This window comes from Hypericibacter adhaerens (assembly GCF_008728835.1).
Lineage (GTDB): Bacteria > Pseudomonadota > Alphaproteobacteria > Dongiales > Dongiaceae > Hypericibacter > Hypericibacter adhaerens.
Genome location: NZ_CP042582.1, coordinates 178558 through 198588, shown reverse-complemented (window position 1 = coordinate 198588; position 20031 = coordinate 178558). Strand labels below are relative to the sequence as shown.

17 protein-coding genes are annotated in these 20031 nt (G+C 68.3%); 1 reads left to right on the top strand and 16 read right to left on the bottom strand.

The window, feature by feature from the left end; genetic code table 11:
- Positions 1 to 28 precede the first annotated feature (28 nt).
- The 16 genes from FRZ61_RS00890 to FRZ61_RS00815 form a co-directional block, all read right to left on the bottom strand.
- A complete protein-coding gene (locus FRZ61_RS00890) occupies positions 29 to 1360 on the bottom strand; it encodes an ABC transporter substrate-binding protein (RefSeq protein ID WP_151114511.1) in 1332 nt (443 codons plus the stop codon).
- Positions 1361 to 1407: 47 nt separating this feature from the next.
- A complete protein-coding gene (locus FRZ61_RS00885; RefSeq protein WP_151114510.1) occupies positions 1408 to 2448 on the bottom strand; it encodes a branched-chain amino acid ABC transporter permease in 1041 nt (346 codons plus the stop codon).
- A gap of 4 nt (positions 2449 to 2452) precedes the next feature.
- Positions 2453 to 3343, bottom strand: a complete 891-nt coding sequence (locus FRZ61_RS00880; protein WP_151114509.1) for a branched-chain amino acid ABC transporter permease — start codon at positions 3341 to 3343, stop codon at positions 2453 to 2455.
- On the bottom strand, positions 3343 to 4275 hold the full coding sequence (locus tag FRZ61_RS00875) for an ABC transporter ATP-binding protein (protein WP_151114508.1): 933 nt from the start codon (positions 4273 to 4275) through the stop codon (positions 3343 to 3345). The genes FRZ61_RS00880 and FRZ61_RS00875 overlap by 1 nt, the downstream gene beginning before the upstream one ends.
- Positions 4276 to 4350: 75 nt before the next feature.
- A complete protein-coding gene (sfnG, locus tag FRZ61_RS00870; RefSeq protein WP_151114507.1) occupies positions 4351 to 5457 on the bottom strand; it encodes a dimethylsulfone monooxygenase SfnG in 1107 nt (368 codons plus the stop codon).
- 38 nt (positions 5458 to 5495) lie between these two features.
- A complete protein-coding gene (locus tag FRZ61_RS00865) occupies positions 5496 to 6092 on the bottom strand; it encodes an NAD(P)H-dependent oxidoreductase (protein ID WP_151114506.1) in 597 nt (198 codons plus the stop codon).
- 462 nt (positions 6093 to 6554) lie between these two features.
- Positions 6555 to 7916 carry an FAD-binding oxidoreductase gene (locus FRZ61_RS00860; RefSeq protein ID WP_151114505.1) on the bottom strand — a complete coding sequence of 454 codons (1362 nt, stop codon included), beginning with the start codon at positions 7914 to 7916 and terminating at the stop codon, positions 6555 to 6557.
- A 198-nt stretch (positions 7917 to 8114) separates the two neighbouring features.
- Positions 8115 to 10253, bottom strand: coding sequence for a sensor histidine kinase (locus FRZ61_RS00855; protein ID WP_225309043.1), 2139 nt, complete (start codon positions 10251 to 10253; stop codon positions 8115 to 8117).
- Positions 10254 to 10503: 250 nt separating this feature from the next.
- Positions 10504 to 11799 (bottom strand): adenosylhomocysteinase, encoded by a 1296-nt coding sequence (gene ahcY / locus FRZ61_RS00850; protein WP_151114504.1) that lies wholly within the window; start codon positions 11797 to 11799, stop codon positions 10504 to 10506.
- A 252-nt stretch (positions 11800 to 12051) separates the two neighbouring features.
- Positions 12052 to 13848, bottom strand: coding sequence for a phosphoenolpyruvate--protein phosphotransferase (gene ptsP / locus FRZ61_RS00845; protein WP_151114503.1), 1797 nt, complete (start codon positions 13846 to 13848; stop codon positions 12052 to 12054).
- Entirely contained in the window at positions 13838 to 14134 is a 297-nt protein-coding gene (locus FRZ61_RS00840; protein WP_151114502.1) for an HPr family phosphocarrier protein, read from the bottom strand. Before FRZ61_RS00840 ends, ptsP begins: the two co-directional genes overlap by 11 nt.
- Positions 14131 to 14538 (bottom strand): PTS sugar transporter subunit IIA, encoded by a 408-nt coding sequence (locus FRZ61_RS00835; RefSeq protein ID WP_151114501.1) that lies wholly within the window; start codon positions 14536 to 14538, stop codon positions 14131 to 14133. The genes FRZ61_RS00840 and FRZ61_RS00835 overlap by 4 nt, the downstream gene beginning before the upstream one ends.
- A gap of 55 nt (positions 14539 to 14593) precedes the next feature.
- Complete coding sequence (rapZ, locus tag FRZ61_RS00830; RefSeq protein ID WP_151114500.1) at positions 14594 to 15478, bottom strand: RNase adapter RapZ; 885 nt, start codon at positions 15476 to 15478, stop codon at positions 14594 to 14596.
- A 44-nt stretch (positions 15479 to 15522) separates the two neighbouring features.
- Positions 15523 to 15999, bottom strand: coding sequence for an HPr kinase/phosphorylase (locus FRZ61_RS00825; protein ID WP_151114499.1), 477 nt, complete (start codon positions 15997 to 15999; stop codon positions 15523 to 15525).
- Between the two features lie 12 nt (positions 16000 to 16011).
- Positions 16012 to 17808, bottom strand: coding sequence for a stimulus-sensing domain-containing protein (locus FRZ61_RS00820; RefSeq protein ID WP_151114498.1), 1797 nt, complete (start codon positions 17806 to 17808; stop codon positions 16012 to 16014).
- 176 nt (positions 17809 to 17984) lie between these two features.
- A complete protein-coding gene (locus tag FRZ61_RS00815) occupies positions 17985 to 18695 on the bottom strand; it encodes a response regulator transcription factor (RefSeq protein WP_151114497.1) in 711 nt (236 codons plus the stop codon).
- Between the two features lie 311 nt (positions 18696 to 19006).
- Between FRZ61_RS00815 and FRZ61_RS00810 the strand changes: the two genes are divergently transcribed.
- Positions 19007 to 19729 (top strand): HugZ family pyridoxamine 5'-phosphate oxidase, encoded by a 723-nt coding sequence (locus FRZ61_RS00810; protein WP_151114496.1) that lies wholly within the window; start codon positions 19007 to 19009, stop codon positions 19727 to 19729.
- Positions 19730 to 20031 lie beyond the last annotated feature (302 nt).

Sequence of the window (20031 nt, the reverse complement as noted above, 5' to 3'; positions counted from 1 at the left end):
GCCCCTCGCTCGGTCGGACGCTCGCGCGTCAGCTCGGGTTTTCCGAGCAGTCGCGCGGCGTGATGTTGTGCTCCTTGGCGTATTGCTCGGAGCCCTGCCGGATGATCGGCCAGAGCAGCTCGCGGTCCGGGTTGATCCAGTCGCTGACCACGGTCCACTTCTTGCCGTCCCACTGCTCGAACTTCACGGCGCCCTTGCCCTCGTGATCGGCGCAGGTGACGTGGATCGACTGCAGCAGCCCGGCGGCGCCCAGCTCGGCGATGCGCTTCTCGTCGATATCGAGATGCTCGAAGCCCCACTGCACCTCCTGGCCGTTCAGCGCGCGATTGCCGAAATGGGCCTGGGCGATGCGGATGGCCTCGACATTGAGGATGCCGTTGACGACACCGAGGTTGTGCAAGACGCTGCCGATGCGGTTCTTGTCCTCGAGGTTGCCTTTGCCGGCGCCGTAGACGGTCTTGATGATGTCCTGGAGCACGGGGAAATCGGTGCCCGAGGGCTGCGTGATGATCGCGATATAGCCCTTGGCGGCGCCGCCGGCCGGGATCACGTCCTCTTCCGAATTGGACCAGATGTTGCCGATGATATGGTCGGCCGGATAACCGACCTTCTGCGCCGTCTTGAGCGCCACCGGATTCATCACGCCCCAGCCGCGCAGCACCACATAGTCCGGCTTCTCGCGGCGGATCGTCAGCCACTGCGCCTGCTGCTCGTTGCCGGGATGCGGCACCTCGATCTGCTGCAGGTTGAAGCCGTATTTCTGGGCCAGGAGCTCGTAGACCGGAATCGTCTCCTTGCCGTAGGGCGAGCCGTGATAGAGGACGATGATCTTCTTGCCCTTCAGGCCCTCGAACCCGCCTTCGCGCTGGGCGATGTAGGTGATGATCGCCGAGGTCTCGCTGGGCGGATTGAGAAGAAGCGGGAACAGATAGGGATAGACGCGTCCGTCGGAGGTCGCCGTCTGGCCGTGATTGATGGTGATGATCGGAACCTTGTCGGTGAAGCTCCGATCGATCAGCGCGATCTGGATCCCGAGGCTGAGCGGGTTGAAGGCGGCAGGGCCGGCGGGCGCATGTTCGTTCTTCTCCCGCTCATAGCACTCGATGCCGCGCTCGACCTCGTACTGGGTCTCGCATTCGTCCCAGACCAGCTTCACCCCGTTGACGCCGCCGTCGCGGATGTTGATCAGGTTCATATAGTCGATGAATCCGCCGAAAAACCCGGTGCCGCCGGCCGCATAGGGACCGACGCGATAGCTTTGCAGCGGGAAATACTGCTCGTCCGCCTTGGCGGGAAGAGCCGCCGCGATACCGAGCGACGCCGCCAGCAGCGTCGCTCGCAGAAGGGTTTTGGTTCGCATGGGAATCTCCAGATTCGAGGTTGCTTGATGGATCGGGTGGCGAAGGCTCAGGCGGGGCGGGTCCTGGGAAGAACCCGCGACTTCAGGCGGTCGAGAAGCGCCGAAAAACCGAGCGGCTCGGCGATGAGGAAGAGAATGATCAGAGAGCCGATGACGATCTTCTGGCTGTTCTCGAGCACGCCCGAATCGAACAACCCGCCCAGAAGCGTCTGGCCGACGCGCGACAGGAGGAGAGGGAAGACGACCATGAAAGCCGCGCCCAGGAAGGCGCCGCGGATCGAGCCCAGCCCGCCGATGATGATGATGAAGAGAATCTGGAACGACCGGTCGAGATCGAAGCCATCGGGCTCCACCGTGCGCACATAGGCGAAGGCCCAGAGCACGCCGGCCACGCCGATGATGAAGGAGGATGCGGCGAAGGCCAGGAGCTTGGTGCCCAGCACGGGCACACCCAGGACCTTGGCCGCGGTCTCCTGGTCGCGGATGGCGACGAAGTTGCGACCCGTCTGCGAATTCACCAGCCGCCAGGCGGCGAACGTCGTCAAGGTGACGATGGCGAGCGAAAAGAGGTAGCGGCCGACGGGGCTGTCGAAGGACAGGCCGGCAACCGTCAGAGGTGGCGCGCCGATGACGCCCGAGGAATTGCCGTTCGAGAACCAGCCGAACTTGTTGAGCGCCCACTGGACGAAGAACTGGGCGGCCAGGGTCGAGACGGCGAGATAGAAGCCGCGAAGACGCAGGCTCGGCAAACCGAAGAGGATGCCGACAGCAGCCGAGGTGAGGCCGCCGAGCACCAGGCTGCCCAGCAGAGGCAGGCCCGGGACCCGCAGGTTGAAGTTGTAGGCGGCGTAGGCCCCGACCGCGAGAAAGGCCGCCGAGCCCAGCGACACCTGGCCGGCATAGCCGGTGAGGAGGTTGAGACCCAGTGCCGCCAGCGACAGCGCCAGGAACGGCGTCAAGATCGCGTCGAAGAGATAGCCCGATCCGACCAGGGGCAGAACGACGAACGCCCCCAGAAGCAGGATCGCGATGCCGGCCAGATTGAGGAGATTGCGCGACGGGTTCGCAGGCGCTGCGACGGCGCTCATGGCGTCAGGCCCTTTCCACCAGTTTCTGGCCGAAGAGCCCGGCCGGGCGGATCAGGAGGAAGCCCAGCGCCACCACATAGGCCGCCCAACTCTCGATGCCGCCGTTGAAATAGGGTCCGATATAGACCTCGGACAGCTTCTCGATGGCGCCGATCAGGAGCCCGCCGACGATGGCGCCGGCAATCGAATCGAAGCCGCCCAGCACCAGCACCGGCAGCGCCTTGAGCACGATCAGCGAGAGCGAGAACTGGACGCCGAGCCGGGCACCCCAGAGCAGGCCCGCGACCAGCGCCACGACGCCGGATGCGGTCCAGACGATGGCCCAGATGCGGGGCAGGCGAAGCCCGACCGAGAGCGCCGCGAACTGATCGTCCGCGACCGCACGGAAGGCAAGGCCCACCCGCGTATAGCGGAAGAAGACCGTGAAGAGCGCGACCATGGCGCCGGCGACGCCGGCCGCGAACAGGTCGAACTGGCTGATGAGCACGCCTGCGACCTCGAAGGGTGTGTCCTCGATACCGAGATCGAGCCCATGCACCTGCGCGCCCCACAGAAGCTGGGCCACGCCTTCGATGACGAAGGAGAGTCCCAGCGTCGCCATGAAGAGCGTGATCGGCGGCTGGTTGACGAGAGGGCGCAGCACCGCGCGCTCGATGATCGTGCCCAAGAGCGCCATGAGGGCGAAAACGATCGCCAGCGCCGCCACGAACGGCACGCCCCGCTCGAGCAGGCTGACGAAGGTGAGGGCCGCGAAGAGCAGCAGCGAGCCCTGCGCGAAATTGAGCACGCCCGAGGTCTTGTAGATCAGCACGAAGCCGATCGCGACCAGCGAATACATCACCCCGGACAGCAGGCCCCCGACCAGGACCTCGATGAAGAACTGGAAATCCTCCATCACACGCCCCCTCGCACGTTCCCTGGGGCTTCGTCGTCGTGCGCGACGCCGAGATAGGCGTCGATGACCGCCTGGTCGCGGCGCACCTCGTCGGGCGTGCCATCGGCGATCTTGCGGCCGTAGTCCAGAACCGCGACGCGGTCGGAAAGCCCCATCACCACGCCGATATCGTGCTCGATGAGGACGATGCTGGTGCCGTATGTGTCGCGGGCGTTGCGGATATAGCCCGAGAGCTCGCGTTTCTCGGTCACCGTCATGCCGGCCAGCGGCTCGTCCAGCAGCAGCAGCTTGGGCCGCGCGACCAGCGCGCGGGCCAGCTCGACCCGCTTCTGCAAGCCATAGGGCAGCGTGCCGGCGGGCTTGTCGCGCACCGCGGTCAGGTGAAGGAACTCGACGATCGCCTCGGCCCGGGCGCGGGTCTCCGCCTCGTCGCGCCGGGCGCGGGGCGAGCCGAAGATCTGCCCCAGGAAGCTGGAGCGCACCGTCTGGGTCAGCCCCATCACCACATTGTCGATGACGCTGAGCCCCTTGAAGAGCGCCAGGTTCTGGAAAGTGCGGGCGACACCCAGCCGCGCCAGCCGGGCGGTCGGCACGGGCGCGAAGCTCTCGCCCGCCAGCAGCACACGGCCGCGATCGGGCCGGTAGAGCCCGCTCACCACGTTGATGAGCGAGCTCTTGCCCGCCCCGTTCGGGCCGATCACCGCGCGGATCTCGCGCGGCGCCACCTCGAGATCGACATCGACCAGCGCCGCCACGCCGCCGAAGGCGAGCGAGACCCCTTCGATCCGCAGCACGGCGCCGGCCGTATCCCGCGCCGCGGGAACGGAACCGGCCGTTTCCGAAACCGGGGCGTCGAAGCCGTCGAGCGCCAACCCGGCCTCGAAGGGCGAGGCGGAGGAGAGAGCGGAGGCTGTGCCGGGTGCGGCGTTCATGATCGATCTCCGTCAGGCGGTTCGCAGGACACCGGCATCGGCGGCCTCACGGCCGCCGATGCCGATGCCGCTCGTTCAGGCATAGGCCCGCACGGGCTTCTTCGCGGCTTCGAGCTCGCGGACCAGCGGGATGACATGCTTGCCGAAATGCTCGACCTCCTCCTGGAAATGGAGGAATCCGAGCAGGATCAGGTTCACGCCGACCTGCTTCAGCGCCAGGATGCGTTCGGCGATCTGCTGCGGCGTGCCGATCAGGTTGGTCTTGAAGCCGTCGTTGTACTGGACCAGGTCCTCGAAGGTGGATTTCGCCCAGTTGCCTTCGCGCTCGGGCGAGGCGTTGCCGGCGTTCTGCACCTCGTGATGGAAGCCTTTGACCGCTTCCGGGTCGGCGTGCTTCAGGATCTCGGCGAGAACCTCCTGGGCCTCCTTCTCGGTCTTGCGGGCGATGGAGAAGGCATTGACGCCGATCTTGACCGAATGGCGGTTCGCCGCCGCCTTGGCCTGGATGTCGTCGACCTGCTTCTTGATTCCGTCGACGCTGTTGCCGTTGGTGAAATACCAGTCGGAGACGCGGGACGCCATGTCGCGGGCGGCGCGCGAGCTGCCGCCCTGGAAGATCTCCGGCAGCGGCGCGAGCGGCTTCGGCTTCAGGCTGTAATTGTTGAAGCGGTAGAAGTCGCCGCGGAAGGTGAAGCTCTCCTCGGTCCAGATGCCGCGCAGCGCGCGGATGAACTCCTCCGAGCGCCGGTAGCGCTCGTCATGATCGAGCCAGGGCTCGCCGATGGCGGCGAACTCGCCGCGGAACCAGCCGCTGACGATATTGACCGCCACGCGCGCGTTCGAGAGATGGCTGATGGTGGCGATCTGCTTGGCCGCCACGGCCGGGTTCCACGGCCCCGGCAGGAGCGCCGCGATCAGCTTGAGCCGCTCGGTGGCGGCGAGCAGCGCCTGGCTGAAGGAGACCGGCTCGTGCTGGTTATCGGCGCCATAACCGGCGGTGAAGCGGATCTGGCTCAGCGCATACTCGAAACCAGCCCGCTCGGCGATCTGCGCCAGCTTGATGTTGTAGTCGAGATCCCAGCTCGTCCGCTGCGGGATCTTGCTGATGACGAGCCCGCCGGAGACGTTCGGAACCCAGTAGGCGAACTTGATCGGCTGCTCGACGCGTTCGTTGCTGCTCATGATCTTCTCTCCGATGAGTGAGGGGATGCCCGATGGGATCAGCCGGTGACGAGGCGCCGGGCCGGACGCGACGACGCGTCGCCCGGAGCCGCCGTCTGCAGGCGGAACTCGAGCAGGTCGAGCGCCTCGGTCGCCGCGCGCTCGATCCGCTCCTCGACCGCGGCATCGACCAGCCGGTAGTCGAGGAACGAGGTCTCGGTCGCGTAGATCGTGGTCGGCACGGTCAGTGCGTTGAAGAAGCTGAGCAGGGGCCGCAGCTCATGCTCGGTGACGAGCCCATGCAGGGGGTTGCCGCCCGTGGCGGCGAGGATCGCGGGCTTGCCGGCGAGGGTCTCGCGGCGGACCAGGTCGAAGAGATGCTTGAGCGCGCCCGTATAAGACGCGCGATAGACGGGCGTCGCGACGACCAGGAGGCTCGCGCGCTCGACCGTATGGACGATCTCGCGCGCCTCATCCGTCAATTGCGGGGGCGTCAGCGACCGGAACAGCACCGGGCCGGCCTCGACCAACTCCACCAGGCGCGTCGGCAGGCCGCTGCGGGCGCCGATGGCGGCCAGGATCTGCGTCACCAGCGCCGTGGTGCGCGAGGGCCGCGTCACGCTGCCCGAGATGCCGACAATGGAAATGCCCGACATGCAATGCTCGGCCCTCCCGGGGCCCGGTTGAAGACACGGCTCCGCCCTGGCGGGGGACGGCCGCCGCGGCACGGCCCCTCGCGCGAAACCCGATCAGTTGAGTGTGAAAGACGGTGGTCGCCCGGACCCTAGAGGCCGGCGCCCACGATCCCGCTACATCGCGAAGCGCGGCGGTCGGTGCCGAACGCGCTCCCTGCTCTCCGTCGCATCATGGCGTGCCCATCCTTCGGTCTCTCTTCCGTCGCGCCACGAACGGCGACGCAGGAGAACACTCGCAGCGCACTTGCAACACGACAAACGAGATTAACTTGGTAGGGTATGAAGAAGGGCTTCAGCGGACCGGTGCATCGCTGCGTATTCACGCATGACAACGCAGGCATCGCGACACGAGCGGTGCCGCGATGCCTTTGCGGTGAAGAGACAGCGGAGAATCCACGTGTTGCGACTAAGCGCACGCGCACTTCATCCCTTCGGCAAGGGGATCGCGGAACGGAAGAGATTGTCGGGATCGTACTGCCGCTTGGCCTTGGCGAGGCGCGCCGCGTTGCGGCCGAAGCTTTGCGCGACGCGATCCGCGTCGCCCGGGCCGAGCAGGTTCGGATAGCCGCCGGGAAGCGCCACCGGCTCGAGAGCCTTGCGGGTGGCGCGGGCCCAGGCCTGATGGCGCTGCTCTTCTCTCTTGTCTCCGCGATCGGCGAAGCCGGCGATGATCTCGACGAGGACATGTTCGCGGCGCAGGCCGAACGCCGTCGCTTCCAGCGGCACGCGGGTCGCCGCTCCTTTCAGCTCGTGGGTCGCGATGGCGCAGCCGGCGGAGGGTGCGCTTCCCATGGCGTTCACCAGCGCGTCGATGCCATCGCCCTCGAGCGCGGGCAGCCAGCAGGTTTCGATGAAGACCCGCTGGCCGTGAGAGAGGCTGCCGTCGAAGCTGCGCAGATGATCGCCGTAGGTTTTCGCGGCGACGCCGCCGCCCAGAAGCGTTCCCAGCTTCAGGAACGACGCGAGCCGCGCCTCGCCCTCGCCCGACCGGCCGCACCAGCTCGGGAAGACGAAAACCATCGGTGTGCCGTCGGGCGTGCCGACGAAGCCGAGCTGGACCGTCAGCTCGTCCGGCGCCCCGGCGAGAAGCTCGTTGCAGCGGGCGAGCACGGCCTTCGCTTCCGGGAAGGGATAGAGAAGCAGGCCCGAATGGATGCCGGGCAGGTCGTGCAGGCGGCAATGCAGGCGGGTGACGACGCCGAAATTCCCGCCGCCGCCGCGCAGGGCCCAGAACAGCTCCACCTCCTGATCCTGCTTCGCCAGCACGACACGCCCGTCCGCCAGCACCACCTCGGCAGCCAGCAGATTGTCGAGCCCGAGGCCGCAGCGGCCGATCAGGGCGCCGTAGCCGCCGCCCAGCGTGAAGCCCGCCATGCCGACATCGCCGACGGAGCCGGCCACGGGCGCGAGGCCGAAGGGCTCGGCCGCCAGGGCCACGTCCGCCGCGCGGGACCCGCCCGCGATATGGGCCACCAGGCTGCCGGGCTTGACGATCACGCCTCTCATGGCGCCGAGATCGACGACGATGCCGGCACAGAGCGCGCGCCTGGCCCAGTCATGGCCGCCGCCGCGCACCGACAGCGGCAGCCCGCTGTCCCGGGCGGCGTGGATCGCCGCCTGCACATCGGCCGAGGTCTGGGCATGGACGACCGCCTGCGGCAAAGGACCGGCCGGCTTCGCCCAGATCGCCGTGGCCGCCGCATAGCGGCTGTCGCCCGGCAATGAGAGGCGGCCCGACACCTGCTGGCTCAGCTGTTGCAACGTTCTCGCGACGAGGTCCGACATGGTTCTGCCCCTTCCGGTTTGGCGGTGCCGACATCGACGTCGCGGCGACGGCCGGACATCGGCGGCAACCCTCGGAGGGACAGCTAGGGGCGCATTGCATCGCGACGGTTTCGCGGGGCCGCGGAATCGCGTTTCAATTGCGACAGGGCGATGACGGAAGCCCGGCGCCGGCCGACACGGGCGCCGGGGACAGCGCGCTTATCCCGCCGCGCGGCGTTCCTGCGCGGGGGCGTCGCCGGAGGCCAGCGGCAGGCGGCAGGTGACGCGCGTGCCCACGCCGGGCTTGGAGACCAGCTCCACCTGGCCGCCATGGAGCTCGATCAGGCTCTTCACCAGCGCCAGGCCGAGCCCGCTGCCGCTCTGGCGCCGGCCGCCGACCCGCGCGAATTTCTGGAAGGCCTGGCCCTGGTCCTGCTCGGTGATGCCGACCCCGTTATCGACCACCTCGAGCTCGAGCTGGCTGTCGCTGCGCCGGGCCGTCAGCCGCACCGTCCCGCCGAGCGGCGTGAACTTCATGGCGTTGCTGATGAGGTTGTAGATCGCCTGCTTCAGGCGGCGCTCGTCGCCGGTGACGCGGCCGATATCGGGCGGGCAGTCGAGCTCGAGCGCCACGCCGCGCGAGCGCGCCCGCTCGGCGCTCAGCGTCACCAGGTCCTTCAGCATCGCGCCCACATCGACCGGGGCCAGCTCGAGCTGGAGATAGCCCGCCTCGATGGTGGCGATGTCGAGGATGTCGTTGATGAGGAGCAGGAGCTGCTGCGAGGCGTCGATGATGCCGTGGCTGTATTCCGCCTGGCGCTCGGTCAGCGGCCCGAAATACTGCTGATCGAGGATCTCGGCGAAGCCGATGATCGCGTTCAGGGGCGTGCGCAGCTCGTAGGAGACGTTGGCGATGAACTCGGACTTGAGCCGGTCGGCGGTCTCGAGCGCGGCGTTGCGCTCGGCCAGCGCGCGCTGCACCCGCACGCTGTCGCTCACATCCATATAGATCATCAGGCAGGCGCCGTCGGGCAGCGGCACCGCCGCGAAATCGACCGTCGAGCCGTCGGCGCGCTCCATGCGGCCGGTGCGCGCGGTGCGGTCCTGCAGCCGGTCGATCATGCGCTGCTTCATGCGCGGCCAGGCCGCGGTCTCGAAATAGCCGCGGACCATCTCGACCAGGTGGGTCGCGTGCGGCTGGTTGGCGAGGTCGTCCTCCTGGAAGCCCCACATCCGCACGAAGGCCGGGTTGAAGAGCTTGAGGCGCCCGTCGGCGCCGAACACCGCGACACCCTCGAACAGGTTGTCGAGCGTCTCGCGCTGCACGTCGATGAGGGTGTTGTAGGAGCGCTCGAGGGCCAGCGTGTCGGTCACGTCCTCGAAGGTCATGACGATGCCGCCGAAGGGATGGGGGGCGGCGATCCGGCGCATGGTGCGCCCGTCGGGCAGATGCAGCAACGCCTCGAGCGGGCCGATGGCGCTCATCAGGCTGCGCTTGAGCTCCTTCTTGTAGGCGGGGAAATCGGGCTGCTCGGGCAGCCGGCGCTTCTCGCGCAGCTGCTCCAGGAGCTGCTCCAGCGTCGGCTCGGTGCGCAGGAACTCGGCCTCGAGGCCCCAGAGCCGGGTATAGGCGCTGTTGAAGAACTTCACCCGGGCATCGGGGCCCAGGATGATGATGCCGGTGCCCATCTGCTCGAGCACCTCGCCATGGGCCTGGATATGGCGCGCCAGCTCGAACTGGGTCGATTCGACGCTGGTCATGTCGAGCGCATAGCCGACGGTGCGCCCGTCGGGCAGGGGCAGCTCGTTGAAGTCGAACAGCAGCCGCTCGCCGCCGACCACGGTGGGCCGGCTCTCCGACTGGGCCAGCCCCAGATCGCGCACCCGCTCGGCGAGCGCGCGGCTCCCGGCGAGCTCGGTCTGCTCCATCAGCGCCTTGGGCCGGTCGGCCTCGACCGCCCGGGCATAGGCCTGGTTGACGAAATCGAGCGAGAGATCGGGGCGCCGGCGCCAGACCGGGATCGACAGGCTGTCCAGAACCTGGAGCAACCCGTCGCGCTGGGCGGCGATGGAGGCGATCTCGCCGGCAGCCTGGGCCCGCGTGTTTTCGAAGGTGGAGCGCTCGACCGCCACCTCGCGCTCGCGCGCCACGGCCCGGGCCCGCTCGCGGCGCACCAGCAGGCCCGCCACCACCAGGCCGATGCCGAGGCCCAGGAACAGGGCGGCGAGGATCCAGCCGATGGCGCCGACCGCTGCCGCCATGGGCGTCTCGTCGGCCCAGGCCAGGCCGGGCCAGGCCAGCCCGCCCAGCAGACCGACAACGGTTGCGACAGCCCGCGCCGACGCGGCCGCCCTCACCCGATTCGACTCCAGCCCGTGATGTCCATACCCCACGCGAATCACTCTATCGCGAATTTGCCACGGGGGCTACGCGCTTGGGCGGTAAGGGGGATTCGGGATTCTTAATCCCCCCGTCTTCGGGGGAGGGCAGGGAGGGGGATGACTCGATAGGGGGTGCGGGATGGAGCGCTGTTCGATCCCAGTGTCATAGACCGAGCAGCCCCCTCCCTAACCCTCCCCCGCGAAGCGGGGGAGGGGATAATTCTCGTCAGTACCGGTAATGCTCGGGCTTGAACGGCCCCTTCTGGGCGACGCCGATATAGTCCGCCTGCTTGGGCGAGAGCTTCGTCAGCTTCACGCCGATCTTCTCCAGATGCAGCGCCGCGACCTTCTCGTCCAGGTGCTTCGGCAACACGTAGACCTTGCGCTCGTACTGACCATGGTTGGACCAGAGCTCGATCTGGGCCAGCACCTGGTTGGTGAAGGAGGCGCTCATCACGAAGCTCGGATGGCCGGTGGCGCAGCCGAGATTCACGAGCCGGCCCTCGGCCAGCACGATCAGGCGCTTGCCGTCGGGAAACACGACCTCGTCCACCTGCGGCTTCACGTTCTCCCACTTGTAGTTCCGCAGCGCTCCGATCTGGATCTCGCTGTCGAAATGGCCGATGTTGCAGACGATCGCGCGGTCCTTCATCTGGCGCATATGGTCGAGCGTGATGACGTCGACATTGCCGGTGCAGGTGACGAAGATGTCGGCATGGGCGGCCGCATCGTCCATGGTGGTGACCTGGTAGCCTTCCATCGCCGCCTGCAGCGCGCAGATCGGATCGACCTCGGTCACCATGACACGGGCGCCCTGGCTCCGGAGCGAGGCCGCCGAGCCCTTGCCGACATCGCCATAGCCGCAGACCACGGCGACCTTGCCCGCCATCATCACGTCGGTCGCGCGCTTGATGCCGTCGACCAGGCTTTCGCGGCAGCCATAGAGATTGTCGAACTTCGACTTGGTGACGCTGTCATTGACGTTGATCGCCGGCACCGCGAGCGTGCCCTTCTTCGCCATCTCGTAGAGGCGATGCACGCCGGTCGTGGTCTCCTCGGAGATGCCCTTCACGTCCTTGAGCATCGCCGGATATTTGTCGTGCATGATCTGGGTGAGGTCGCCGCCGTCATCGAGGATCATGTTCGGCGTCCAGCCGTCCGGCCCCTTGATGGTCTGCTCGATGCACCACCAGAACTCCTCCTCGTTCATGCCCTTCCAGGCGAAGACCGGGATGCCCTTGACGGCGATGGCGGCCGCCGCCTGGTCCTGGGTCGAGAAGATGTTGCAGGAGGACCAGCGCACCGTGGCGCCGAGCGCGATCAGCGTCTCGATCAGCACCGCGGTCTGGATCGTCATATGCAGGCAGCCGGCGATGCGGGCGCCCTTGAGCGGCTTCTTCTCGCCGAACTCGCGCCGGAGCGCCATCAGGCCCGGCATCTCGGTCTCGGCGATCGCGATCTCCTTGCGGCCCCAATCGGCCTTGGAGATGTCGGCGACCTTGTAGTCCTGGCGCGCGCTCATCGGGCGAATTCTCCTGATTCTCGTAGGGTATAACGGGGGAAATGGCGGGCCCCTATAGCAGGGGGGCCGGAGCCCGGCAAGGGCTGCCGGGAGGGCATTGGTAAGCCCTTGGCGCAGGTTGGAAATGCCACTTTCTATCCCCTCCCCCCTCAAGGGCGAGGGTTAGGGAGGGGGAAGACGCGATGTTGCAAAGACCGAGCAGCCCCCTCCTTGATCCTCCCCCGCAGCGCGGGGGAGGAGAAATGGGGCGCCTCACGCCAGCGTGTTGAAATCGTCCAGGAGCGCCGCGATCCGGCCGGGGTCGGACTGGTCCATGATGGTGCTGGCGCAACGCGTCGCCGCCACCAGGTCGAGGTCGCGGATGCGCTGCTTGACGCGCGGCAGCGCCGTCGCCGCCATGGAGAGCTCGCGGATGCCGAGGCCCAGCAGCAGCGGCGTATAGCGCGGATCGCCCGCGATCTCGCCGCAGACGCTGACGGGGATGCGCGCGCGCAAGGCCGCCTCGGTCGCGAACTGGATCAGGCGCAGCACCGCCGGATGGAGCGGGTTATAGAGATGCGCCACCTGCTCCTCGCCGCGGTCGATCGCCAGCGTGTACATGGTGAGGTCGTTGGTGCCGATGGCGAAGAAATCGACGATCTGGGCAAAGGCGTCGGCCGAGAGCGCCGCGCCCGGCACCTCGATCATGACGCCGATCGGCGGCAGGGGATCGGGCACCTTCACGCGCCGGCGATGCAGCCGGCGCACCACGCGGTCCAGCACCTCGCGCACCTGGCGGATCTCGATCAGCGTCGAGATCATGGGCAGGAGGATGCGCAGCGGGCCATGCGCGCCGGCGCGGATCATGGCGGCGAGCTGCGCCTCGAGCAGGCTGCGCTCGCGCAAGGAGAGGCGGATCGCGCGCAGGCCCAGCGCCGGGTTGATGCCGCCGCCCAGATGGGCTGCCAGCGAATAGGCCAGCTTGTCGGCGCCGACATCGAGCGTGCGCGCGGTGATCGGCCGCCCGCTTAAGCCCTCGATCAGCTCGACATAGATCTTGTACTGCTCGTCCTCGTCGGGCAGGTCGTCGCGGTTCATATAGAGGAACTCGGTGCGCAGCAGCCCCACGCCCTCGGCGCCCGCATCCATCGCCATGTCGAGCTCGCGCGGCAGCTCCAGATTGGCCTGCAGCCCGATGGCGATGCCGTCGCGCGTGATCGCGGGCAGCTTCTTCAGGCGCGAGAGCTGCTTCTCCTCGCGCTCGTCCTCGGCCTGGCGGGTCTTGAGCTGCGCCAGCGTCTTGGCGCTCGGGTTGAGGTAGATCCGGCCGCCATCGCCGTCGATCGCGATCACGTCGCCGCTGCGGACATTGCCGATCAGGCCCGCCACGCCGAGCACCGCCGGCAGCCCCAGCGAGCGCGCCATGATCGCGGTGTGGCTTTCCGCGCCGCCCAGCACGGCGGCGAGGCCGCCGACCAGCTCGGGGTTCATCAGCGCCGTGTCGGCCGGCGTCAGCTCCTCGCCGACGATGATGCTGCCCGGCGACAGGTGCGAGAAGGCCTCGTAGGGCGTCTGGGTCAGGTTGCGGATCAGCCGGTCGCCGACCTCGCGGATGTCCTGGGCGCGCGCCGCCATATAGGCGTCGTCGAGTGCCGCGAAATCCTGGGCCACCTTGGAGATCTCGGCCTGGACCGCGGCCTCGGCGTTGAGGCCTTCCTCGATCAGCTTCTCGACGCCGCGCACGACGCGCGATCCCGTCAGCATCTGCAGATGCGCATCGAGCAGGAAGCCGATCTCCTCCGCCGCCGTGCCCGGCAGGTTGGCCGACTTGCCCTTGAGCTTGACGAGCTGCTTCTGCGCCTTGGCGACCGCGGCGGAGAAGCGCGCGCGCTCGGCCTCGATCTGGTCGGGCTCGATGCGATATTCGGGCACATGCACCGAGCCGCCCTCGACCACATGGGCGGGCCCCACGGCGATGCCGGGCGACACGCCCAGCCCCTCGAACACCAGCTCGCCCTTGGCGGGGGCCCGCTTGCGGGGCCGGGCCGCCCGTTCGCGTTCAGCTTTCATCGAATTTGCGTCCGATCAGCGCCTCGAGCGCCCCCAAGGCCGCCGCCGCGTCGGTTCCGGTGGCCCGCACCTCGATGACCGAGCCGGGCCCCGCGGCCAGCATCATCAATCCCATGATCGAGCGGCCCGAGACCTCCATGTCGCCCCGGATCACCACGATGTCGGCCTGGAAACCGTTCAGCGCCTGCACGAACTTCGCCGCCGCGCGCGCATGCAGGCCGCGCTGGTTGCGGATCTCGAGATGGGCCGTCAGAGGACCGCTGCCGGGCATGTCGCCTGCGCTCATTGACCCGCGCCTGCGAGCAGTTGCGAGGCGACGTTGATGTATTTGCGGCCCGCCTCCTGGGCCGCGGCGACCGCGGCCGGCAGCTTCTGCGTGCCGCGGATCGAGGCGAGCTTGATCAGCATCGGCAGGTTGACGCCGGCGATCACCTCGACATTGGCACGATCGAGCACCGAGATCGCCAGGTTGGAGGGCGTGCCGCCGAACATGTCGGTCAGCAGCACGACGCCCTCGCCGCTGTCGACCTTGGCCACCTGGTCGAGAATCTCCTGGCGGCGGGCCTCCATATCGTCATCGGGCCCGATGCAGATGGCCGCGATGTTCTTCTGCTTGCCCACGACATGCTCGAGCGCCGAGACGAACTCCTCGGCCAGCCGGCCATGCGTCACCAACACCATGCCGATCATATTGCTGTCCTCACCCCATGCCCGATCCCGCCGCCGTCCGTCTGCACGGTCAACATCAGTCCACCCCGGCCCCCCGGTCGAGATCGCGGTGGCGCAAGCTGACATGACGCCCTTGCGCGCGCAACCACTGGGCCAGGCGCTCGGCGGCGAAAACCGAGCGGTGACGGCCGCCGGTACAACCGACGGCCAAGGTCAGATAGCTCTTGCCCTCGCGCTCGAATCGCGGCAGCAGCGGCAGGAGCAGATTGCGGAGATTGTCGAAGAACGGCCCCCAGGCGGGATCGGCCTCGATGAAGAGCCCGATCTTCGCATCCTTGCCCGTGAGCGGCCGCAGCTCGTCGCGATAATGCGGATTGGTCAGGAAGCGCACGTCGAACACGAGATCGGCTTCGCGCGGCAGGCCGTGACGATAGGAGAAGGACATCACGGTGATCGCGGCCTGCGCCGATTGCAGCCGGAAATGTCCCTGCAGCAGATGCTTGAGATCGCCGATGGCGAGATCGGTGCTGTCGACCACGAGATCGGCGAGCTCGCGCAAGGGCGCCAGCAGCTCGCGCTCCTGGCGGATGCCGTCGGCGACCGGGCGGTCGAGCGCCAGCGGATGGCGGCGACGCGTCTCGGTGAAGCGGCGGCGCAGCACCTCGTCGCTGCAATCGAGGAACAGGAGCTTCACCTCGAGCCCCGCGTCATGCGTCAGCCGGCCGAGCTTCTCGCTCAGCGCCTCGGCCGAGAAGTCGCGGGTGCGGCTGTCCACGCCGACCGCGAGCGGACGCGCGAGCTTGCCGCCGGCGAGCCCGTCCATCAGGGTGAGGGGCAGGTTGTCGACAGCCTCGTAACCGAGATCCTCGAGGATCTTGAGCGCCGTGGTATGGCCGGCGCCGGAAAGGCCGGTCACCAGCACCACCGGCAGGCGCTCCGGGCGGGACGCGATCGATGCCATCCCGCCCGCGGTAGAAGCTGGCGCCTCGGGCGCTGCCTGTTGGGTCATGGGGGAGGGATTATAGACCGGGGGCCGCGCTTGACCGCAAGCCGGAGCTTGGCCGCGGCCGAGGCGGCAAAGGAATCGAGCGCGATCAAGGGGAGCCCGACCGCCAGATAATCGCAGAATCCCGCCGGCGGCAGCCGCTCGGGCACCAGGCCCGGCACCAGGTCGGCCACCAGAACCAACGGCGCCTCCTCCAGGCCCGGCAGGCTCGCGATCCCCAGCCCCCGGATTTCAATCTTATGACGCAGCGCCGCCGGCGTGCCCGCGGCGGGCCCGACCCAGAGCCCGTCGCCGCGCCGCTCGATCCTGACCAGGTCGTCCGCGATCAGGAGCGCGCCGCCATCGACCAGCCGCAGCGCGAGATCGGATTTGCCGCTGCCCGGCGCGCCCCGCAGCAGGAGCCCCTGCCCGTCGATCGCGACCGCGGTGCCATGGACCTCGACCGCATCGCCCGATCGCGAAGAACCTCGCGTCATCGGGCGCGATCCTCAGCGCTGCCAGTCGCGGGCGGCGCGCTCGCGCGGCGAGCGATCGCGCGGCTCGCGCTCGGCCGCGGGCAGCAGGATCACGAAGCGCGCGCCCAGCACCTCGCCATGGCCGTCCTCGATGTTCTCCGCCCAGATGCGCCCGCCCTGCGCCTCGACGATCTGCTTGGAGATGGAGAGGCCGAGGCCCGAATGGGCGCCGAACTTCTCGGTCTTGGGCCGCTCGCTGTAGAAGCGCTCGAAGATCGCCTCGAGCTTGCCGGGCGGAATGCCGGGACCGCCATCCTCGACCAGGATGCGGACCATGTCGCCCTGGCGCCCGGCGGCGAGCCGGATGCGTCCGCCCGGCGGGCTGAAGGAGACGGCATTGGCGATCAGGTTGCGCAGCACCTGGACCAGGCGGCTCTCGAGCCCGGTCACGTCGAGGTTCTGCCGGTCGGCGATGTCGAGCAGCAGGCGCGGGCCCTCGGGCCCGATCGTGCTCTCGTGCAGATCGGTCAGGGCCTGCAGCAGCTTCGGCAGGTCGATCCGCTCGCTTTCGGCGCGCGACAGCTCGGCATCGAGGCGCGAGGCGTCGGAGATGTCGGTGATGAGGCGGTTGAGGCGCTGCACGTCGTCGAGGATGATGCCCATCAGCTTCTTCTGCTGTACCGGGTCCTCGATCCGCGCCACGGTCTCGACCGCGCTGCGGAGCGAGGTCAGCGGGTTCTTGATCTCGTGCGCGACGTCGGCCGCGAAGCGCTCGATCGCGTCCATGCGCTGCCAGAGCGCGTTGGTCATGTCGCGCAGCGCCTCGGCCAGGTCGCCGATCTCGTCGCGGCGCTTGCCGAAATCGGGAATCGCCACCTGCCGGCCCGGCACGCGGCGCACGCGGTCGGCGGCCTCGGCCAGGCGGTGGATCGGCCGCGCGATGGTGCCGGCGAGATAGAGCGACAGCAGGATGGTGATGGCCGCTGCCACGGCGAAGACCTGCAGGATCCCGAGCCGCACGCGGCGCAGCGCGTCCTCGATCTCGCGGCCGTCGGTCGAGACCATGAGCGCGCCCAGCACCTGGCGGTAGCGCTGCACGGGCACGGCGACCGAGAGGATCATGCCGCCGGCGCCGTTGCTGCGGACCATCTCCGCGGTCTCGCCCAGAAGTGCGCGCGCCGCCTCGGGATAATCCTCGGCCTTCTGGTCCGCCGCCTCGCGATAGAGCGGCATGCGCCGGTTGCCCGGCATCTGTGCCACCACCCAGTCATAGATGTCGGCCACCAGGTTGCCGAAGAGGTTGTGCTGCTGCTGGGGCGGCAGCACCTCGATCTCGACCTGGCCGGAAGGGCCGACCAGCTTGAAGCTGTCCGCCAGCAGCACGCCATCGGAATCGAACAGGCGCGCGCGCACCTTCGAGACGTCGACCAGGCGGCGCACCGTGTGACGCGTGGTCTCGGGCAGGATCTTCTCCTCGCCGAGCGGGCCCGTCACCACGCCGCTGGTGCCGATGGCGCCGGCGAAGAGCTCGGCCTGGGTGCGCAGCGAGGCGAGCTGCGAGTTCACCAGATCGTCGCGATAATCGCCGAGATAGAGGAGGCCCGCGACCGGGATGGCGATCGCCAGCACGTTGAGGGCGAGGATGCGCCGGGTGAGCGGCGACAGGCGACGCCGCCGGCGGCGCCGGCGCTGCAAGGCGGCCCGGGTTACGCTGTCGCGCTCGCGCTTGCGCTCTGCGGCCCCGCTCCCCGCTTCCGGCGGCGGGCTCTGGCGCTTGGCGGCCTTGGCCGCCGCCCGGTCGTCGATCCGGTCCTCGGCCCGGTTCGCCATGAGGGGCGGATCGGCCGTCTCGCCGTGCCCCGGGCCATCGCGGCCCGGGCGGCCGGGGCCGCGATCGGGCCGCTCGGCCCGGAGTTCAGGCTCCGCCGACATGAAGCGTCGGGCTGGCAGGCGTCGGCCGGGCAGATGACGAAGATGGCAGCAGCTTCAAGAGGGCTCCGGCCCGATCAGGTTTCGCGATACCGATAACCGACGCCATAGAGCGTTTCAATCATCTGGAAATCGCCGTCGGACGCCTTGAACTTCTTGCGCAGCCGTTTCACGTGGCTGTCGATGGTGCGGTCGTCGACATAGATATGTTCGCCATAGGCCGCATCCATCAGCTGGTCGCGGCTCTTCACATGGCCGGGCCGCTGCGCCAGCGCCTTGAGCAGCAGGAACTCGGTGACCGTCAGCTGCACCGCCTGGCCCTTCCAGGTGCAGGCATGGCGCATCGGATCCATCACCAGCTCGCCACGCACGATGCTCTCGGGCGCGCTCCCGCCCTGCGGCGCCGCCTCGCCCTCGCGCGTCAGCGTCTCGCGGCGCAGCAGCGTGCGGATGCGCTCGATCAGCAGGCGCTGCGAGAAGGGCTTCTTGATATAGTCGTCGGCGCCCATGCGCAGGCCCATGATCTCGTCCACCTCGTCGTCCTTCGAGGTCAGGAAGATCACCGGCAGGTCGCTCGAGCGGCGCAGCCGCTCCAGGAGCTCCATGCCGTCCATGCGCGGCATCTTGATGTCGAGGATGGCGAGGTCGACCGGCTGGGCCGTCAGCGCGCGCAGCGCCTCCGCCCCGTCGGTATAGGTGCGCACGTTGAAACCTTCGGCTTCCAGCGTGATCTGGACCGAGGTGAGGATGTTGCGGTCGTCATCGACCAGAGCGATGGTCTGAGCCATGGCGTGTTTGTCTTTCCCCCAGGAGCAAGTCTAAAACGTTGCTCATAACGCCGCCAGCGAGCCCATCCGGGCTGGATTCGGGCCGGTACGGCGGCCGAACTTCGGCGCTCCTGGTTGTCGGCGTGGAATATGGCGCCATTTTGGTGCTTGCCAAGGCAATTCTGGGCCGAAATCCTCGCAATTGGGAGCGTTTGCCCTGACTTTGCCATCTTGATGAAGAGCCGGCTTTTGGGGCCGGACGGCTTGAAAATGGAGGTGCCCATGCCTATGCCACTCCCGATCCTGCGGCCCGCTGGCCGGAAGGCCCCGCGATGAGCAGCGCCGTGGCCCGCCCGGCCGAGCCCGCCCGCGGCGAGAGCCCGGGCACGCTCGCGCGCCGGCTGCTGCGCGAGGCGGTCAAGGCAACCCTCGCCACCCGGCTCGAAGCGGGCGCCGAGGAGGGATCCTGGCCCTATGCCTCGCTGGTGCTGGTCGCGGCCGATGTGGACGGCACGCCGATCCTGCTCTTATCGAAGCTGGCGCAGCACACGCACAACATCGACACCAACCCGCATGTGAGCCTGCTGGTCGACGGCACCGAGGGCCATCCGGACGTGCTGACCGGCCCGCGCGCAACGCTGCTGGGTCGCGCCAGGCTGAGCGAGGATCCGCAATCGAAGCGGCGCTTCGTCGCGCGCCATCCTTCGGCTTCGTTCTATGCGGGCTTCAAGGATTTCCATGTCTATCGCATCGAGCTCGACCGCGCGCATCTGGTCGCGGGCTTCGGGCGCATCGACTGGATCGAGCGCGACCAGCTCCTGCTGCCGGCGACGCATTGCCAGAGCTGCAGCGATTCCGAGGAGGCCCTGCTGGCCTCGGTGAACGAGGGCCGCGACGAGCAGCAATGGCGCGCGATCGCCTTCGATCCGGAAGGGGTCGATCTGCGCCGCGGCACGGCGCTGCGCCGCATCGCCTTCGACGAGCCCGTCGCCGACATGAAGCAGGCCCGCAGCCGGCTGAAGCGGGCACTGGAAGGGCTCTCGACGGAAGGATAGGCCCCGGGGCCGGCTATCGGGAATCCCTCGGCATCCTTCTGCCGAAGGACGAACGCGGCGCCGCGTTCGCTCCGGGCCTCTGCCTGCCTTCTCCAGCATCCGACGCACCCGCTGAAATCGCCGCTTCCCGCCAGGACCCTCTCTGTTCGGAGAGGGGCATGGCCGGCCGGGCTCCTGTAGAAATGCAGCGGGGACGCTGACGCATCGACCAATGAAAATCCGGTCGACGCGGCGTCCGGGGCAAACAGAGGTTCACGGGCGTGACGGCCAAGATGAAAAACGCCGCGGGCGGAAAGGCCCGT

Bases quoted from the DNA above. Each gene is read 5' to 3' on its own strand.
- FRZ61_RS00890 (WP_151114511.1), bottom strand. From the start codon at position 1,360: ATGCGAACCAAAACCCTTCTGCGAGCGACGCTGCTGGCGGCGTCGCTC.
- FRZ61_RS00885 (WP_151114510.1), bottom strand. From the start codon at position 2,448: ATGAGCGCCGTCGCAGCGCCTGCGAACCCGTCGCGCAATCTCCTCAAT.
- FRZ61_RS00880 (WP_151114509.1), bottom strand. From the start codon at position 3,343: ATGGAGGATTTCCAGTTCTTCATCGAGGTCCTGGTCGGGGGCCTGCTG.
- FRZ61_RS00875 (WP_151114508.1), bottom strand. From the start codon at position 4,275: ATGAACGCCGCACCCGGCACAGCCTCCGCTCTCTCCTCCGCCTCGCCC.
- sfnG (WP_151114507.1), bottom strand. From the start codon at position 5,457: ATGAGCAGCAACGAACGCGTCGAGCAGCCGATCAAGTTCGCCTACTGG.
- FRZ61_RS00865 (WP_151114506.1), bottom strand. From the start codon at position 6,092: ATGTCGGGCATTTCCATTGTCGGCATCTCGGGCAGCGTGACGCGGCCC.
- FRZ61_RS00860 (WP_151114505.1), bottom strand. From the start codon at position 7,916: ATGTCGGACCTCGTCGCGAGAACGTTGCAACAGCTGAGCCAGCAGGTG.
- ahcY (WP_151114504.1), bottom strand. From the start codon at position 11,799: ATGAGCGCGCGCCAGGACTACAAGGTCGCCGACATCTCCAAGGCCGAT.
- ptsP (WP_151114503.1), bottom strand. From the start codon at position 13,848: ATGAAAGCTGAACGCGAACGGGCGGCCCGGCCCCGCAAGCGGGCCCCC.
- FRZ61_RS00840 (WP_151114502.1), bottom strand. From the start codon at position 14,134: ATGAGCGCAGGCGACATGCCCGGCAGCGGTCCTCTGACGGCCCATCTC.
- FRZ61_RS00835 (WP_151114501.1), bottom strand. From the start codon at position 14,538: ATGATCGGCATGGTGTTGGTGACGCATGGCCGGCTGGCCGAGGAGTTC.
- rapZ (WP_151114500.1), bottom strand. From the start codon at position 15,478: ATGGCATCGATCGCGTCCCGCCCGGAGCGCCTGCCGGTGGTGCTGGTG.
- FRZ61_RS00825 (WP_151114499.1), bottom strand. From the start codon at position 15,999: ATGACGCGAGGTTCTTCGCGATCGGGCGATGCGGTCGAGGTCCATGGC.
- FRZ61_RS00820 (WP_151114498.1), bottom strand. From the start codon at position 17,808: ATGGCGAACCGGGCCGAGGACCGGATCGACGACCGGGCGGCGGCCAAG.
- FRZ61_RS00815 (WP_151114497.1), bottom strand. From the start codon at position 18,695: ATGGCTCAGACCATCGCTCTGGTCGATGACGACCGCAACATCCTCACC.
- FRZ61_RS00810 (WP_151114496.1), top strand. From the start codon at position 19,007: ATGAGCAGCGCCGTGGCCCGCCCGGCCGAGCCCGCCCGCGGCGAGAGC.